Source organism: Marinobacter denitrificans (genome assembly GCF_008795955.1).
Classification (GTDB): Bacteria; Pseudomonadota; Gammaproteobacteria; order Pseudomonadales; family Oleiphilaceae; genus Marinobacter; species Marinobacter denitrificans.
In genome coordinates, this window is the sequence record NZ_VMHN01000006.1 from 39,029 (window position 1) to 55,044 (window position 16,016).

The following is a 16,016-nucleotide window of genomic DNA, read 5'->3' on the forward strand; positions in this document are numbered from 1 at the left end:
GAGACATCATGAGTGGACTGATCCCACAACGTTTTGTTGAAGACCTGCTCGACCGCATAGACCTGGCCGAGCTGATCGGATCACGTATCACCCTGAAAAAGGCCGGCGGCAACTACAAGGCCCGCTGCCCTTTCCATGATGAAAAAACGCCGTCTTTCAACGTTCGGCCGGACAAGGGCTTTTACCACTGCTTTGGCTGTGGTGCCCACGGTGATGCCATCAGTTTTGTCCGCGAATTCGACGGCCTCGGATTTACTGACGCGGTAGAAGAGCTGGCACGACGTGCCGGCATGGAAGTGCCTTACGACCAGAGCGCGCGCCAGGAAATGCAACAGGCGCGAACCCTGACCGATGCGCTGGATTACGCCACCCGCTTCTACCAGGGCGCGCTAAAGGGCCAACAAGGCGAATTCGCCCGGGACTACCTGAAACAGCGGGGCCTGGACGACAGTATTATTGAACAGTACATGCTGGGCTTCGCCCCCGGCACCGGCACGGCGCTTTTCGACAGCGCCAGCAAAGACCTGCAGGGGCCGCTGATTGAAACCGGCACCGTGTCGGACCGCTACGGCCGACCAAGGGATCTGTTCCGCAATCGGGTCATGTTCCCGATCCGTAACAGCCGCGGCCGGACCATTGCCTTTGGCGGACGCACTTTGGGGGATGACAAAGCGAAGTACATCAACTCCCCCGAGTCTGATGTATTCCATAAAAGCCGCGAGATCTACGGCCTTTATGAAGCCAAGCAGTCGATCCGCCAGTTGGACAAGCTGCTGGTAGTGGAAGGGTATATGGATGTCATTGCCCTGGCGCAGAACGGCATCCATTTCGCAGTGGCAACACTGGGCACGGCGACAAATCAGGAGAGCCTGTCGGCCCTGCTGAAACAGGTGCGGCACATAGTGTTCTGCTTTGACGGCGACCAGGCAGGTTACCGGGCCGCAGACAAGGCCATGGAAAACGCGCTGGAATTGCTGACCGACGGACTGCACCTGCAATTCCTGATGATGCCAGACGGCGAAGACCCGGACACATTGGTGCGCAAGGAAGGCGCGGACGCGTTCCAGAAGCGCATCGACGGTGCCACGCCCCTGTCCCGCTACCTGTTCAACCGGCAGAGCGAAGGACTGGACCTGACACTGCCGGAAGACCGGGGCGAACTGAAGGCACGGGTAGAGCCGCTGCTGAAGAAAATGCCTCGCAGCACCCTCAGCAGTGCCATGTGGCACGAAATGCAGCGGCTGTGTGGCAACAACCGGGGCGATTGGCAAAACCGCCGCCCGCAAAACGGCAAAGGCGGTTACCGCGGAGAGCGCCGGATACAGGAACAACGGATTGACGTAAAGCTGAGCAAGGATACTCAGCTTTGCCTGGCCCTGCTGGAAGCACCGGACATGGCCAGCGAAATTGCCGAGCTGTGCAGGAGCAGCCGCCAATACCGGCAGGCCGGCCAGTTTGCCGGCTGGATCCTGGAGAATAACATTGGAAACCGGCGCTCACTGACACGGCAACTGGCAATGGATAAGCGGGCCAGGGAGCAGTTCTACGGATTGTTCGATGGCATTGAACACGTGCCGGCACGGGAGCAAACCCTGGCAGGCGCCCGGGAGATGCTGAACCCGAATCAGGAGGTGGCACGCAAGCAGCGGCTGGCGTCGCTGCTCTCGGAAAAACGCAGCCTTGCCGACCTCACCGCCGAGGAGCGGCAGGAACTGAAAGCACTCAGCGGCCAGAACGACGACTGAGCTGCGCCAGAAACAGGGCCGGCGGGCCAGGAAACGCAAAAACTGCAGCCGGAGACGGCACTGCACTTGAAACTTGCAGTGTTGATCACCATCTAACCATCCGGTGGCAGAGCAATAGCGTGACAGCTATAATGGCTGTTTAACTTTTTTACTTTTACCAGCGAGTCCACAGGGTGTCTATGTCAGGCAATTCGCAGAAATCACGTTTAAAAGATCTCATTGCACGAGGCAAAGAGCAAGGTTACCTGACTTACGCTGAGGTAAATGACCACCTCCCGGAAGACATTGCTGACCCGGATCAGGTCGAAGACATCATTCGCATGATCAACGACATGGGCATCCAGGTGTCTGAAGTTGCACCGGACGCAGACACGCTGCTGATGACCGACGGCGACTCCACCGCCGACGAAGCGGCTGCCGCAGAAGCTGCTGCCGCACTTGCTGCCGTCGAATCCGACGCCGGCCGCACCACCGACCCGGTTCGCATGTACATGCGGGAAATGGGCACCGTGGAGCTGCTGACCCGTGAAGGCGAAATCGTCATTGCCAAGCGCATCGAGGAAGGCATCCGCGATGTGATGGCAGCTGTTGCGCACTTCCCGGGCATCACCGGCACTGTCATCCAGGCCTACGACCGCATCATCGAGAACGAAGGCCGCCTCAGCGACATCGTATCCGGCTTCCTCGACCCGGACGGCGCCGAGCCGTTCATGGACGAAGACAACACCCCGGACACGTCCAGCAGCTCTGACGACTCATCCGACGATGACGATGATGACGACAGCGAAGAAGAAACCGAGAGCGGTCCGGATCCCGAAGAAACCCGTCTGCGTTTCGAGCTGCTGAAAGAAAAGCTCGATGCCGCCGACGCCTGCCTTGCCAAACACGGCCGTGCCCACAAGAAAACCCAGGAAGCCCTGAACGAGCTTGGCCAGGTGTTCGCACCCTTCAAGCTCGGCAACAAGGCGTTTGATGAGCTGGTGAACGTGGTTCGTTCCACCAACGATCTGGTGCGTGAAAACGAGCGCGCGATCATGAAAATCTGTGTGCGTGAGTGCAAGATGCCACGCAAGGATTTCATCAAGACGTTCCCGGGCAACGAAACCAGCCTCGACTGGGCCGAGAAGATTTCCAAGGGCAAGAAGCCCTACGCACCGCTGATTGCAGAACGCATCGACGAAATCGTCCGTCTGCAGAAGCGCATTGCCAACATCCAGACCGAAGTGGACCTGGACGTTTCCGACATCAAGGAAATCAACCGCCGCGTTTCCATCGGCGAGGCCAAGGCCCGCCGTGCCAAGAAAGAAATGGTGGAAGCCAACCTGCGTCTGGTTATTTCCATTGCCAAGAAGTACACGAACCGTGGCCTGCAGTTCCTGGACCTGATCCAGGAAGGCAACATCGGCCTGATGAAGGCCGTCGACAAGTTCGAATATCGCCGTGGCTACAAGTTCTCCACCTACGCTACCTGGTGGATTCGTCAGGCCATCACCCGCTCCATCGCGGACCAGGCCCGCACCATCCGTATTCCGGTGCACATGATCGAAACCATCAACAAGCTCAACCGTATCTCCCGCCAGATGCTGCAGGAGATGGGCCGCGAGCCCACGCCGGAAGAGCTGGGTGAGCGCATGGAAATGCCCGAGGACAAGATCCGCAAGGTATTGAAGATCGCCAAGGAACCGATCTCCATGGAAACCCCGATCGGTGATGACGAAGACAGCCACCTGGGCGACTTCATTGAAGACATCCAGGCACTGTCACCCGTTGACTCGGCCACCGCCGAAGGCCTGCGCGAAGCCACCCGCTCCGTGCTCTCCGGCTTGACGGCGCGCGAGTCCAAGGTGTTGCGCATGCGCTTCGGTATCGAGATGAACACCGACCACACCCTGGAAGAAGTGGGCAAACAGTTCGACGTGACCCGCGAGCGGATCCGCCAGATCGAAGCCAAGGCCCTGCGCAAACTGCGTCATCCTTCCCGCTCCGACCACTTGCGCGGTTTCATTGACGATCAGGGCAACGGATAACACCACAACAGTAGCGGGCGCCACCCCTCACCGGTATAATGGCGCCCGCTTTGTTGCTCTCGTGCCGGTACCGTCCGGAAACGACACCCCTAAAAGCAAACCTTTAAGCAGCATCCGCTGACAAAAGGGCCTATAGCTCAGTTGGTTAGAGCAGAGGACTCATAATCCTTTGGTCCCTGGTTCGAGTCCAGGTGGGCCCACCACTCCCCCGATATTCAAATAAGCCGCTGTCCATTACTCACCTTGTGGTCGGTACTCACCAGCGTTATCGCACCTTCCTGAGTCTTGATCCCGGTTACCAGGCACTCCGACATGAACGGGCCGATCTGTTTCGGGGGGAAGTTGGTCACGGCGAGCACTTGCTTGCCCACTAGCGATTCGGTGTCGTAAAGATCGGTGATCTGGGCACTGGATTTACGGATGCCCACTTCGGGGCCAAAATCGACTTTCAGCTTGTAAGCCGGTCGGCGGGCTTCCGGAAATTCGGCCACTTCAATGATGGTGCCGATTCGCAGCTCTACATTTTCAAAGTCTTCCCAACTGATCATGCCTGGTTTTCCTTCAATTCATTCAAGTTGAGTGATTATTGTCGATGGTCTGCGAGCAGGGTTCCTGCGGTGAACGCGACGTCCTCGTGGGCGATATCCCGCCAGGGTTCTGCCAGGGCTTCCTCTTCCCATTGCCGCATGCCATCCAATGCCAGCATCCTCTCCACGTAGGCGGTTGCCTCGTCGCTCAGATCCAGCCCGTAGGTACGCACCCGGAATACCACGGGAGCAAAAAAGGCGTCCACTGCGGTAAACCGCTCGCCCGCCAGGAAGGGGCCGCCAAACTGCTGCAAGCCATCGCGCCAGAGAGTGTCAATCCGGTTGATATCCTTTTGCAGGCTCTCGCTGACCGTATTCAAGCGGATACGCAGGCCCACGTTCATGCTGCAGATATCCCGCAACGTCTGAAAGCCGGAGTGCATTTCAGCGACAGCACAGCGGGCCCAGGTGCGAGCGCCGGCCTCGGCGGGCCAGACGCCCTCATGGCGCTCCGCCAAGTACTCAACGATTGCCAGGGAGTCCCACACCGTCGTGTCCTGGTCGACCAGGCAAGGAACCTTGCCACTCGGGCTCAGGCGCCGAAATGCTTGCCAGGACGATTCATCGCCAAATGCGATCAGCTGTTCGTCGAACGCAATGCCGAGCTCCTTCATCAGAACCCAGGGCCGTAACGACCAGGACGAGTAATTCTTGTTGGCGATATGCAGGGTATACATCCGTGTCTCCAATTAAGGTGGTGTGACTGTTGTTGCCGAATACTTTGCCTTCGTATACAACTAATGTAAGTCCGTTAAAAATAACACAAGGAAAGCACTATGCCCTTCTCTTCCCAGCACATTGATGAACTCAACCTGCTTGCGATGTTTGACCTGTCTTCCGCGCAGGAGGGCATCAAGGTGCATCAGCATTCGGCTGCCCCGGAAATGGTATCAGCGGCTGAACGCCTTCACTCCAAGGGGCTGATCACCCAGAAGGATGGCGGGTACCTGACGAGCCTGGGTAGCGAAACGGCGGAGCATGCACAGAGAGTATTATCGGTGCTGTCCAGCCAGTAATCAGGGGAACGTAAGACCTGCATGTGAGACTGAGCTCTCAGGTGTCCGATTAATTTACACCGGGCGCTCAACCTCTTTTATCTAGCTTATGATTTCATAGCGAATTTCAGGACTGGAACAGTACTTGCTTTTTCTTCAGTACGACTTGGGGTAACCAGCCAACACCAGTCCCGGCCCCTGAACTTCGGGAGTGCTCCTTGCTTGGCTGCAGGATGGAGATTACACATAATGGAACTCAGCAAGCTTCTGAAAACAGCTTTTCTTGCAACAGCCCTTACTATGGCATCAGCGGCATCGCACGCATTGCTGTTGCAACCTGGCAATGCGGATTTTGACGGAAATGACGGGGCTGGCCCGTACGGACCCAGCAACTGTGAGCCTGATTGTATAAATGATCTGTTTGGAACGTCGTTCGTTGGCAATGACGGACTGCTGTACAAGAATGAGTTTGATGGCGGCATTGAAGAAGGCAGCTTTGCCGGCTCGTACAATATGAGCTGGACCCTTGATGATGGTGAACCCTCAGGTGGCACGCTGTCCTGGGTGGTCGATACTGACTATATCAACTGTGGTGAGTGCTACGTAGCAGTAAAGGATGGCGATATTAACCCTCGTTACTACTTCTACGATATCAGCACCCTGTGGGATGGGCAGGAAGATCTGGTATTCAGCAACTTCTGGAGTAATGGCCCCGGCGCCATTTCTCACATCTCTTTATGGGGTGTCTCCGCCGTTGAGGTTCCAGAACCCGGCACGATTGGACTTCTGGGCCTGGGATTGCTGGGTTTGGCCTACTCCCGCAAGCGGAAGGCCAACCACTAACCCTTACCCGTCGGATATCTTTACGCTTTTACAAACCCCTCATTGAGGGGTTTTTTCTTGCCTGAGCCAAAAACCTGCAACAGTTCACAACTCTTCGTAACAGAAAAAAACGCTTTCCGGCCCGATAAGACTCTGTATTTCCCTTATTTTTAAACCATCTTTCAAGGGCTAGTGGTCATTCCGACATCAAAACCTGTCAAAGAAGCCAACGTCCCGATAAGACAAGCACACTACACTGCTTTTCGAACAAACGTACCAACAGTGGTTACCCGCCCTGTAGCCCTCCCCGAAATACGGTGAAGGTCAATAACAAGACAAATGAATGGAGTGTGTTTCATGGTCCCAACCTCCCGCTTTTCCCTGCGTACGATGACTCTCGCAGTGGCAGCCGCCTCCGCCGGCTTATCATTTAACGCTCATGCCAGTATGGGCAACCTGGGCACTACCTATGGCGTTATGCCGGTGGATGTGGCTACCGCCCAGTCTTTGTCGATGTTCAACGATCAGGTCTCGGCTACCTATTACAACCCGTCTTACCTGACCAGCGATGAGCGCGGCGAGCTCACTGGTGGCATACTCCACGCCGAGCAGGAGTTGCGATCCAGCCGCTCTGATGCCGATGGTGATATTGTCTCGGATTCACCAAGTCAGCATGTGCTGATCGGTATGAAAACCAACCTTGCCTCCCTCACCCGTTTCAAGCACCCGATTTACCTGGGCTTTATTGCTGGCGTCGAGAAATATGGCAAGGAAATGCTGGCCTTCTCTTCCGAAACGTCTGAAACCGGCCAGTATCTCCAGTACGGCAAGGAGCCCCTGTTCCTGAACATTGGCGGTGCCACTCCGCTCTGGCGTGGCATCTCAGGCGGCTTCTCGGTGCGAGTGACCCTGGAAGCGGCCGCCCAACTGGACGCCGTGTCCACGCTTGGCGGGGAAACCAGCCGCGAGCGGCTTGCGGTGAACGCTGAACCTTCCCTGAAATCCATCCTTGGCACCACCATCAAGTGGGGGGACACCTTCTGCCCGGAGAGCAGCTGCTTTCTCGATGGTTGGGAGTCGGCACTGACCTATCGCACAAAGTCCTCTGCTTCCACCTCGGTCGACTCCAACATCATCGTTACCCAGACCATTCCGGACCCGGGCCTGAGTCTCGCGGTTGCCACCATTGATTCCTTCCAGCCGGAAACCATCGCCATCGGTACCCAGTACAAGGGCGATGGCTGGCGCGTCGGTGGCAGCATCGAGCAACAGAACTGGTCCGAGCTGGAAGACGAGTTCGCCCGCGACAGTATCAAGGATCAGGAGGATGTCAGTGCCGGCAACCGCATCGGTTTTGATGACACCCTCGTCCCCCGCATTGGCGCCGAATACCAGCTCAGCCGCAATTTTGCCCTTCGCGGCGGCCTGGCGTACGAGGAATCTCCCCTGAAAACCACACGCAATCCAGAGCTTAACTATCTGGATACGGACAAGATCGTGGCCGGGCTGGGTATCAGCGCCACCTACGAGCGTACCCGCCTGCTGGCCTATCCGGTGCGACTGGATATCGGTTATCAGTACCAGCAATTGCAGGAACGGGATTTCACCATCGTCGACTTTGACGGCAACGAGCAGGAAGCAACCGCCGACGGTGATATTCATGTAATCAGCGGCTCCATCACCCTGAAGTTCTGAGGAGAGGTTTGCCATGAACTATAAAAATACACTGGCACTCATTCCCGCCATGCTGCTTGCAGCCTGCGGGGGTGATGAACAATCAGTCAGCAAGCCCGCCAAGCCGGGTTCGGTCGTGTACTCCTACCCCGCTGACGGACAGAATGAGGTCAGCCCCAAAGCCGATCTGGTGCTGAGGTTTTCCAATGCGCTCAGCGACGATGACCTGAGCGAAAAAATACGCATTACCGATGGCGATACCGATATCGCTTTCTCCACAGAAAGTGTTGACCAGGGACGCAGCCTGACGCTCTCACCGAACGAAAAGCTCCGTCCTGGCACGGAATACACCATCGAGTTCAGGGAAGACCTTGAGGCGGAAGGCAACCGAATTATCGGTACACCCAATGCCGTAGGCCCCGAGGGCATCCAGTTCACTACACGTGGAGCCCTCAGCGGTATCGCTGCACTGGATAATCTTGATACAGGGTTCGCCGTTGCCGAGATGATTCCGTCTGCGGGCACTACCTTCAAGCCAATGAACTTCTCCACATTCCGGCTGCGCCTGACACAGGCCGTACATCCCGAGTGGAAGGAACGCGGCGGCATTATCGAGCTGACAGATAGTAATGGTGAAGCCGTACCAGCAACAATATTGGTTAATGGCCGCTATATCACCATCGATCCCTGCCTGGCCGACAGCCCTGAACTATGTGGCCGTGAAGATGATGTGCTGAATTCCGCTGAGACCTACACTATCTCCGTGCGGAATCTGCCCGGCATCAATGGCAATACGCTGGCGGAATTCAGTGAAGAAATAACCCCAAGGGATACCAGCCCAACGGTGGTGCTCTTCCAGGAAGTCATTGATTCCGGATTAAACGCCGGCCAGGACGAGGACAGCGCCCGTCGTTCCCGCCTCAATGGCCAGATCATCAACGGCGTTACCCTGAACTCGGTTCTGCAAGGCATAGCCGGGCCTTCGCAACAAACCGGCGGTCTGTTTGCGGAACTGGCCTATGCACCGGCCTTTGAAGCAGACGAACCCCTGCCCTTGCGTGTACCCAAGGGGAGTGTCCTGAACAGCAGCAGCCTGGATGTCAGGATCAACGGTAGCGTGCCGGTTATCGACCCGGGCACCGGGGAAATTCAGCAGACCGGCAACATCAAGGTCACCATGCTGTCGGATGCTACCGGTTACCTGATGCCCAACCCATACACCGATGACATGAACGCCCCCCGCCACGTCAAACTGTTCATGGATGTTTCCATGAACACAGAAGAGGCACAGCCAAATGCATCGTTGTCTCAGGATCTGCTCGGCGTGGAGCTGACCGGCATCGCCATTGTGGAAGACGGCGTACTGACCATCGACGCCATCGGCATGGTTGAACCCAACCTCCTGGGCCAGGAATTCACCGACTCCACCATCGCCTTTCGCATAGAAGCCGCGACCGATTCAGAATCCGCACTGGATGCTGCCGGGCAACGTGACGAAGAGCTGGCGGACACCACCGGCCCGCAGTTGGTGAGCTGGATGCCGGGGCCAGAAGATGCCCTGCCCGATACCCGCCAGGACATGCAGCGCCCGGGCGATCCGGTTGTGCTGAACTTTGATGAGCCGCTGGACGCGGAATCGATCGCCGAGGGTATCGTGCTGGATGAAGGTGGCACCCCGCTGACCACGGGTGACGGTACGCTCGAAGTCAGGCTGGACGGAACGGCGCTGGTACTGAACCCACAGGGTGGGCTCAAGCATGGTGTTGATTACACCGTCCAGGTTGGTAATGCACTGACAGATCTGGCTGGGAATGGTGCCACGTCACAAACGCTGAGTTTCTCACTACCGCAGATTGATAACGGAAGTGAGCCAGTAACACAGCAATCACCGTTTGCCTTGACAACCTACCCAGGATTCCCCTGCATAACTACTGACCTCAACCTTGGAGATAATGGCGATCACGGCTATTGCAAAGACAAGCTTTCAGAAGCCGGCGGTGATCTGCCAGAAGATCGCGAACGGGATCGCCTGCCAGTTACGACCCTGCCCGCAGACAGGCCTATAGTCGTCGTGTTCTCGCAATCCATGGATCTGGGTACGATTAACGACTCCACATTCATTGTCGAAGAAGTAGATGGCTCTGGAAATTCTTTGGGAACAATTGCGGGAAGGATTGAGAAAAATAATCAACGTATCCGCTTCTACCCCGAGAACCCATGGGAAGAAGGCACGCTGTACAGGTATACGTTGGTCTCTGATCAATTCGGTGACCCAGAAACCGGGGATGAGAGCACAGCCGATTGTTCCAGAGTCATATGCGGTGAAAACGGCAAGGCCTTCGCCGCTTCACATCTGTTAAGCCCGACGGCCAATGGAAGCGAATCCCTGGAAATTTTCTTCCGCGGCCAGGCCCAGGTGGATACGGTATTCACCCCACTTCGTAATCTGCCAATCAGAGACGCCAATTCAAACTACGAGATTGATGACTTTGAAACTTTCGATTTCAAGTTTGCTAAGAATGCCAATGGCGAAGAACTGGCTCACTATGTGACCCCGCCTAACGCCTCACGCCTCGCCATGGCAGAAAATGCCACTGTTCTTGGTAACGATGGTGGTGAAGAGCGTAATGCGAGAGTAGGTTGCAACTACGAGGGAGATGACTGCCCCGCAAACAAATTCATTTATCAGACTTACGGGCTCAACACCGAAGTGGTTGGTCCTGAAATTGACCCGGCTACCGGAGAAGCGACAGGCAGGGTCAAGGTACTTCTCTATCCCACACTACTGATTACCTCACCCGCAACCGTATTCTACAACCTCGCCGGTAGTCCCTCCGAGTCCACCACTGGCCCGCAGGTATTAAGAATGCGATATCAAGAGAAAACAGAAGATAACCCGTTGGGGCTGGTTGAGGGTTATATTTCCGAGGGCGATGATGGACAACCGCAATTTGAAACCACAGCGCGGCTGATGCTGGATGCGCCGAACCTCCATCTTCCACTGGGAGAGCTGGAGCTGCTGGCACACAATCTGTTCAGCTACCCCTTTACCCTGGAACTTGAGGGAGATATTCGCTTCTTCGATGACGGCCGAATGCAAATCGAGCAGAGAAATATCAATGAGGAAAATCCTGCGATAAACGTTGTGGTTGCGGGCAGTAGCGAGACAACCACAACCTTTCTCGGCCTGATCAGCTGCCTTGGCGGCATCTTCACTGGAAGCGGTACCGATTCCTGTGACGAATTCGTCGACGGTGAGGGCTCCGCGGTGAAGCTGCCGCTGGAAATTCCGTATCACGGCCTCTACCTCAACTTCATATCCAACCCCATAAAAGAAATCCCGGCAGAGTACTAACTTCAGGCTCCGCTACTTATGGCCAGCCTTCGGGCTGGCCTTTTTTTGGCCGGCAAAGCCAGAAACCGGTTTTCCCCTCTTCTCAATTTCCTGCTAATCTGGTTGCCTGTTGAAACCAACTCCCAAGGTCTGGCGACAAGCGAGTGCGGCACTACGAAACCGTGCGGAGCCAGGGATGGCGGAGCCGAGCGTACAGGGACGTATTCACAGCGTGTTTCGTAGTGCCGCACTCGCTTGTCGCTGCACGGAATTCAATAATAAGAGCAATTCAGGAGAGACCCATGGAAAACGGCACCCACTTTCGTACCTGCCACCTGTGTGAAGCCATGTGTGGCGTTGCGATTGAGGTAAAGGAAGGTCATATCGCCTCTATCAAGGGCGACGAGGACGACCCTTTAAGCCATGGCCACATCTGCCCCAAAGCGGTAGCGCTGCAGGATCTACATGAAGACCCTGAACGGTTGCGGAAACCGGTACGCAAAACCGCCGAAGGCTGGCAGGAAATGGAGTGGGACGAGGCCTTTGATCTGGTAGCGGACCGCTTGCACAGCGTACGCAAGGAACACGGCCGCAACAGCATTGGCGCCTACCTCGGCAACCCCAACGTTCACAACCACGGCTCGCTGGTGGCAACCATGCCATTCCTGCGGGCTTTGGGCACCCAGAACCGTTTTTCTGCTACCTCCAACGACCAGTTACCCCATATGCTGGCCAGCCTGGAAATGTTCGGGCACCAGATCCTGTTTCCCATCCCCGATATTGACCGCACTGAGCTGTTTATCTGCATCGGCGCCAACCCCATGGCCTCCAACGGTAGCCTGATGACGGTTCCGGACTTCCGCGGCCGGCTGAAAGCCCTGAAAGGCCGTGGTGGGAAAATGGTAGTGGTGGATCCTCGCCGCACCGAAACCGGCAAACTGGCCGACGAGTTCCATTTTATCCGTCCCGGCACCGATGCACTGCTGCTGATGGCGATGGTGCACACCCTTTTTGCAGAAGACCTGGTGAACCTCGGCCACGCGGAAGCCTTTACCAAGGATGTGGATCTGATACGGCTTGCCGCTCTCGGTTTCACACCGGAAGCGGTGACGGAGCAGACAGGCATACCGGCCGCGGACATCCGCAATCTGGCCCGCCAGCTCGCCACCACTCAACGAGCCGCCCTCTACACCCGCATGGGCACCAGCACCCAGGCTTTTGGCGGCGTCGCGACCTGGCTGGCTTACGTACTCAATATCCTGACAGGAAAGCTGGACACTACCGGCGGCATGATGTTTACCCAGCCGGCAATCGACCTGATCGCACTTGGAGGAATGTCGGGCCAGAAGGGACATTTCGCCAAGCGCTTCAGCAGAGTGAAGAAGCTGCCCGAGTTTGGTGGTGAATACCCCGCCAGCACCATTGCAGACGAAATCCTGACCCCGGGTGAAGGCCAGATTCGGGCATTCGTGACCGTGGCCGGTAACCCGGTGTTGTCGAGCCCCAACGGTGGACGTCTGGATGAGGCTTTCGGCGGCCTGGATTTCATGGTCTCCGTGGATTACTACCTCAACGAAACGACCCGCCACGCAGACATCATACTGCCACCCACAGCGGGGCTTGAGCGTAGCCACTACGACCTGATTTTCAGTATGTTCGCCGTGCGAAATACCGCCAAGTACAGCCCCGCCCTGTTCGACGCCGGCAAAGATACCCGTCACGACTGGCAGATTTTGCTGGAGCTCGCTCACCGTCTCGAGAAAAAACGAAAAGGCGGGCAACTGCCGATGCGGGCCGAAATGGGCTGGCGTGCGTTCAAGCAGATTGGGCCCGACCCGATACTCGACATGATGCTGCGGACCGGCCCCTATGGTGCCGACATCGGCCGGGTCCGTGGCCTGGTTCAGCCAGCCATAGATCTGGTGATGGATATTCTCCCTGACCGGCACCCTCTGCGCGGGCTGGCAAAACTCAGCCCGCTGAACCGGCACTGGCAGGATCTGCCCAAAGGGCTCTCAATCAATACCCTGAAACATCTGCCCAGCGGGGTTGACCTCGGGCCGCTTCGCCCGTGCATGCCTGGCCGCTTGTTTACCCGTGACGGCAAGGTAAACCTGGCCCCTCGCCGCTATCTTCAGGATCTGGACCGCCTGCATGGGCTGTTGTTCGCCCCTCGCGCCAAAGGCCTGATGCTGATCGGGCGCCGGCATGTTCGCAGCAATAACTCCTGGATGCACAACAGTCAGCGGTTGGTAAAAGGCAAAGAGCGCTGTACCCTGATGATGCACCCTCAGGATGCCTCCCGTTGCGGGCTTCAGCCCGGTGACTCGGCCGAGGTTGCTTCCTCTGCGGGCAAGATTGTATTGCCGGTGGAAATCACCGACGACATCATGGCCGGGGTGGTTTCAGTCCCCCATGGCTGGGGCCATCATCGTGACGGTACCCGTCAGTCAGTTGCCGTCGCACACGCCGGGGCCAGCATTAATGACGTCATCAGCGACCAGCAAACAGATCCGCTGGTTGGCACATCCGTACTGAACGGACAGCTAGTGGATGTAAAAGTGTGGCGCTCAGAGCGCCCTCGCAAACGGGCCTGAACCCCTGAACGGAGAAACCTATGCCCCAGTGGCTTCAATGGACGCTGATTATCGCCGGCCTGCTGGCTATCGCCTTACTGGTTGGGTTTATCCTTCGCCAGTCCCGTACGCTGCAGGAAGGAAGAAAACGGCAGGCCAAAACCGAAACGTTCCAGAAGGAGCGCCGGAAAAGCATGGTCGAAAGTATTCGGGTGCTGGCAATGGCAGTGGAAGAGGACCAGGTTGAATACTCAGAGGCTTGCCTGCGCATCAAGGGACTGCTGGATCACGTGGCCCCGGAATTGCTGGAACAGTCACCTTTCCGGATTTTCCAGGAAGTGCATGACAGGCTCCAGCACATGCCAACCCACCGGGCACGCCAGGAAACTGAAGGCCGATTCGTAGAGAAGATGGACCGGGAAAGGCTCGCGGTCGAGAAAGAACACGCCGATGCCATTCGCCGTGCGGCTACCGCCATTCGTCATCACCCTTTCAGCTAGAACCGGTTTCCGATGGGCCACCGGCTCAAGGAGCTATTTTTGTAACTTTTTGTAAACGGATTTTAACCCAAAAGGTACGATTAACTTTACAAATCAATCCCTTCACGTGTTGCAGATAAATGACACCTTGATCATTGAACAAACCCCAACCTGGCCAGCTTTTATTTCCATCCATCTTGTCTAAGTTAAATACAGAGCCTTGCGATTACCGACCCTGCAATGGCTCTGATTGTTTTCTCCTGAACACGTTTGGTTTGATCTGCAACAAGCGGGTGAGCTTGCCGGCCTTCGGGCCGGCTTTTTTGCAGTTACTGGTTCATCATTCCGGCCATGGCCATGATGCTGTCCTTGTTGTGAACAAGTTCGTCGAACTGCTCCTCAACCTTCTGCGGATCGAGCCCGAGAGACTCATAGAATGCTGGGGTCACTTCCTCTCCCGCCCCCAGAGCGACACCACGTCGGGTCAATAATTGCCGGCCCAGCCATAGCAGTTTTCCGTAAACCGCATGGGGGCCATCGTAGCCCGGATTCTTCTGGTTCCGGATGGCAAGGCAGACTTCGTCCGGCATCCCCCAGTTCTGCATCAGTTCTGCCGCAATCTGTTCACGGGTCACTCCCAGCAGATAATGCTCGATCACCGATGAGTCCATATGTGGATTGGCCTCCAGAGCACGGCAAACCAGCTTGAAGTGGGGAGGAAACACCTGAGCGAGCACCAGGTAACCGAAGTTATGCAGCAGTCCGGAAAGATACGCCAGGCCGAAAACCGGGCGGTCCCCACGAGGCATCATACTGGCCAGGACACCGGCAGACTGGGCCTGCCAGATCGCCTGCTGCCAGTAGTCCACATAACCTTCCGGGTGATCCTGGGGCTGCTTCAGAGCTCGACCGAGTGAGAGACCCATGGCCAGGTTCATCACCAGATCAAACCCCAGAATCCGCGACACGGCGTCGTGTACCGAGCGCACCTGCCCGGCAGCCGCATAGAAAGACGACGAGGCCCAACTGACAACCTGAGCCGCCAGGCTGGGATCACTTTCCACAACATCCACCAGGTCGCCCATGACCGCATTGGGGTTAACCCGCAGGTGAATGATCCGCTGTGCAGTTTCAGGCAGCGGAGGCAGTTCCAGGGTATCTTCAAGGCGCTGCTGGATACGCAGGGTGGTAAATCGGCGGATGGCGGAGTGTAACTGGTCGCGGTCCCGTTCGGGGCTGTCCAGATTGACAGCAATGGAATCCGGCACCACCGTGAATGCTCGCCTTTCGGCAGCGGCGGTAATCGCTCTGAATTCATCGCCGGGCATCACCATGCACAGGTTCCGCTCTCCCAGAACCAGGGCCACGTAGGCTTGCGCATCAACCCTGGCATCGACCACGGTGGGCCATCCGGTCAGGGACGGCAACGCCGGCAGTTCCGTGAGGCCGGAACGCTCCCGTGCACGGGCCTGTTCACGCCGCTTCATCACCCGCAGGTCCCGGCCGAGTTCTTTATTCAGGGCATTGATATCAAGCAGGTCCCCCTGCCGACATATGGCCTGGAGGTTCCCCTGTTCGTCGCTGAGCAGGACCATGCGCAACAGCTCGTCGTCTCTGGCCTGACTCACATCACGCAGGGAAACGCCGGCTGCTGAATCGCCCAGTGCCTGCCGGACTACAACAGGTAGCTCCATAAGTCTCTCCCAAAATTTTGACGGTACCGTTAGGGGCACATTGGTTATTGTGCAGTATAGGGTACAAACCACAACCCAACGTT

10 protein-coding genes, 1 tRNA gene and 1 pseudogene are annotated in these 16,016 nt (G+C 56.9%); 9 read left to right on the forward strand and 3 right to left on the reverse strand.

The window, feature by feature from the left end:
- The first annotated feature begins 8 nt into the window (after positions 1–8).
- The 3 genes from dnaG to FO268_RS16055 all read left to right on the forward strand — a co-directional run bounded on the left by dnaG (position 9) and on the right by FO268_RS16055 (position 3,975).
- On the forward strand, positions 9–1,745 hold the full coding sequence (gene dnaG / locus FO268_RS16045; RefSeq protein ID WP_150994276.1) for a DNA primase: 1,737 nt from the start codon (positions 9–11) through the stop codon (positions 1,743–1,745).
- A 179-nt stretch (positions 1,746–1,924) separates the two neighbouring features.
- Positions 1,925–3,772, forward strand: coding sequence for an RNA polymerase sigma factor RpoD (gene rpoD, locus FO268_RS16050; protein ID WP_150994277.1), 1,848 nt, complete (start codon positions 1,925–1,927; stop codon positions 3,770–3,772).
- A gap of 126 nt (positions 3,773–3,898) precedes the next feature.
- Positions 3,899–3,975, forward strand: a tRNA-Ile gene (locus FO268_RS16055).
- A 12-nt stretch (positions 3,976–3,987) separates the two neighbouring features.
- Here FO268_RS16055 and FO268_RS16060 read toward each other — a convergent pair.
- The gene (locus FO268_RS16060) at positions 3,988–4,320 is read right to left on the reverse strand and encodes a tRNA-binding protein (RefSeq protein WP_150994278.1); all 333 of its coding nucleotides are present in this window, start codon (positions 4,318–4,320) and stop codon (positions 3,988–3,990) included.
- 35 nt (positions 4,321–4,355) lie between these two features.
- The gene (locus tag FO268_RS16065) at positions 4,356–5,036 is read right to left on the reverse strand and encodes a glutathione S-transferase family protein (RefSeq protein WP_150994279.1); all 681 of its coding nucleotides are present in this window, start codon (positions 5,034–5,036) and stop codon (positions 4,356–4,358) included.
- 99 nt (positions 5,037–5,135) lie between these two features.
- Between FO268_RS16065 and FO268_RS16070 the strand changes: the two genes are divergently transcribed.
- From FO268_RS16070 to FO268_RS16095, 6 genes and pseudogenes are all read left to right on the forward strand, one after another.
- A complete protein-coding gene (locus FO268_RS16070; protein WP_150994280.1) occupies positions 5,136–5,375 on the forward strand; it encodes a TIGR02647 family protein in 240 nt (79 codons plus the stop codon).
- A 726-nt stretch (positions 5,376–6,101) separates the two neighbouring features.
- A pseudogene (locus FO268_RS23335) lies at positions 6,102–6,197 on the forward strand (PEP-CTERM sorting domain-containing protein); the annotation flags it as partial.
- Between the two features lie 336 nt (positions 6,198–6,533).
- Entirely contained in the window at positions 6,534–7,871 is a 1,338-nt protein-coding gene (gene aupA, locus FO268_RS16080; RefSeq protein ID WP_150994282.1) for an alkane uptake protein AupA, read from the forward strand.
- 13 nt (positions 7,872–7,884) lie between these two features.
- Entirely contained in the window at positions 7,885–11,205 is a 3,321-nt protein-coding gene (locus tag FO268_RS16085; protein ID WP_150994283.1) for an Ig-like domain-containing protein, read from the forward strand.
- 281 nt (positions 11,206–11,486) lie between these two features.
- A complete protein-coding gene (locus tag FO268_RS16090; protein WP_150994284.1) occupies positions 11,487–13,781 on the forward strand; it encodes a molybdopterin-dependent oxidoreductase in 2,295 nt (764 codons plus the stop codon).
- Between the two features lie 20 nt (positions 13,782–13,801).
- Positions 13,802–14,260, forward strand: a complete 459-nt coding sequence (locus tag FO268_RS16095; RefSeq protein ID WP_150994285.1) for a DUF2489 domain-containing protein — start codon at positions 13,802–13,804, stop codon at positions 14,258–14,260.
- Positions 14,261–14,568: 308 nt separating this feature from the next.
- On the opposite strand, the gene FO268_RS16100 is transcribed toward FO268_RS16095, so the two are convergent.
- On the reverse strand, positions 14,569–15,933 hold the full coding sequence (locus FO268_RS16100) for an HDOD domain-containing protein (RefSeq protein WP_150994286.1): 1,365 nt from the start codon (positions 15,931–15,933) through the stop codon (positions 14,569–14,571).
- Positions 15,934–16,016: the final 83 nt, after the last annotated feature.

Coding starts and splice junctions, on each gene's coding strand:
- FO268_RS16070 (WP_150994280.1), top strand. CDS start 5,136: ATGCCCTTCTCTTCCCAGCACATTGATGAACTCAACCTGCTTGCGATG.
- FO268_RS16060 (WP_150994278.1), bottom strand. CDS start 4,320: ATGATCAGTTGGGAAGACTTTGAAAATGTAGAGCTGCGAATCGGCACC.
- FO268_RS16100 (WP_150994286.1), bottom strand. CDS start 15,933: ATGGAGCTACCTGTTGTAGTCCGGCAGGCACTGGGCGATTCAGCAGCC.
- aupA (WP_150994282.1), top strand. CDS start 6,534: ATGGTCCCAACCTCCCGCTTTTCCCTGCGTACGATGACTCTCGCAGTG.
- FO268_RS16095 (WP_150994285.1), top strand. CDS start 13,802: ATGCCCCAGTGGCTTCAATGGACGCTGATTATCGCCGGCCTGCTGGCT.
- FO268_RS16085 (WP_150994283.1), top strand. CDS start 7,885: ATGAACTATAAAAATACACTGGCACTCATTCCCGCCATGCTGCTTGCA.
- FO268_RS16065 (WP_150994279.1), bottom strand. CDS start 5,036: ATGTATACCCTGCATATCGCCAACAAGAATTACTCGTCCTGGTCGTTA.
- rpoD (WP_150994277.1), top strand. CDS start 1,925: ATGTCAGGCAATTCGCAGAAATCACGTTTAAAAGATCTCATTGCACGA.
- FO268_RS16090 (WP_150994284.1), top strand. CDS start 11,487: ATGGAAAACGGCACCCACTTTCGTACCTGCCACCTGTGTGAAGCCATG.
- dnaG (WP_150994276.1), top strand. CDS start 9: ATGAGTGGACTGATCCCACAACGTTTTGTTGAAGACCTGCTCGACCGC.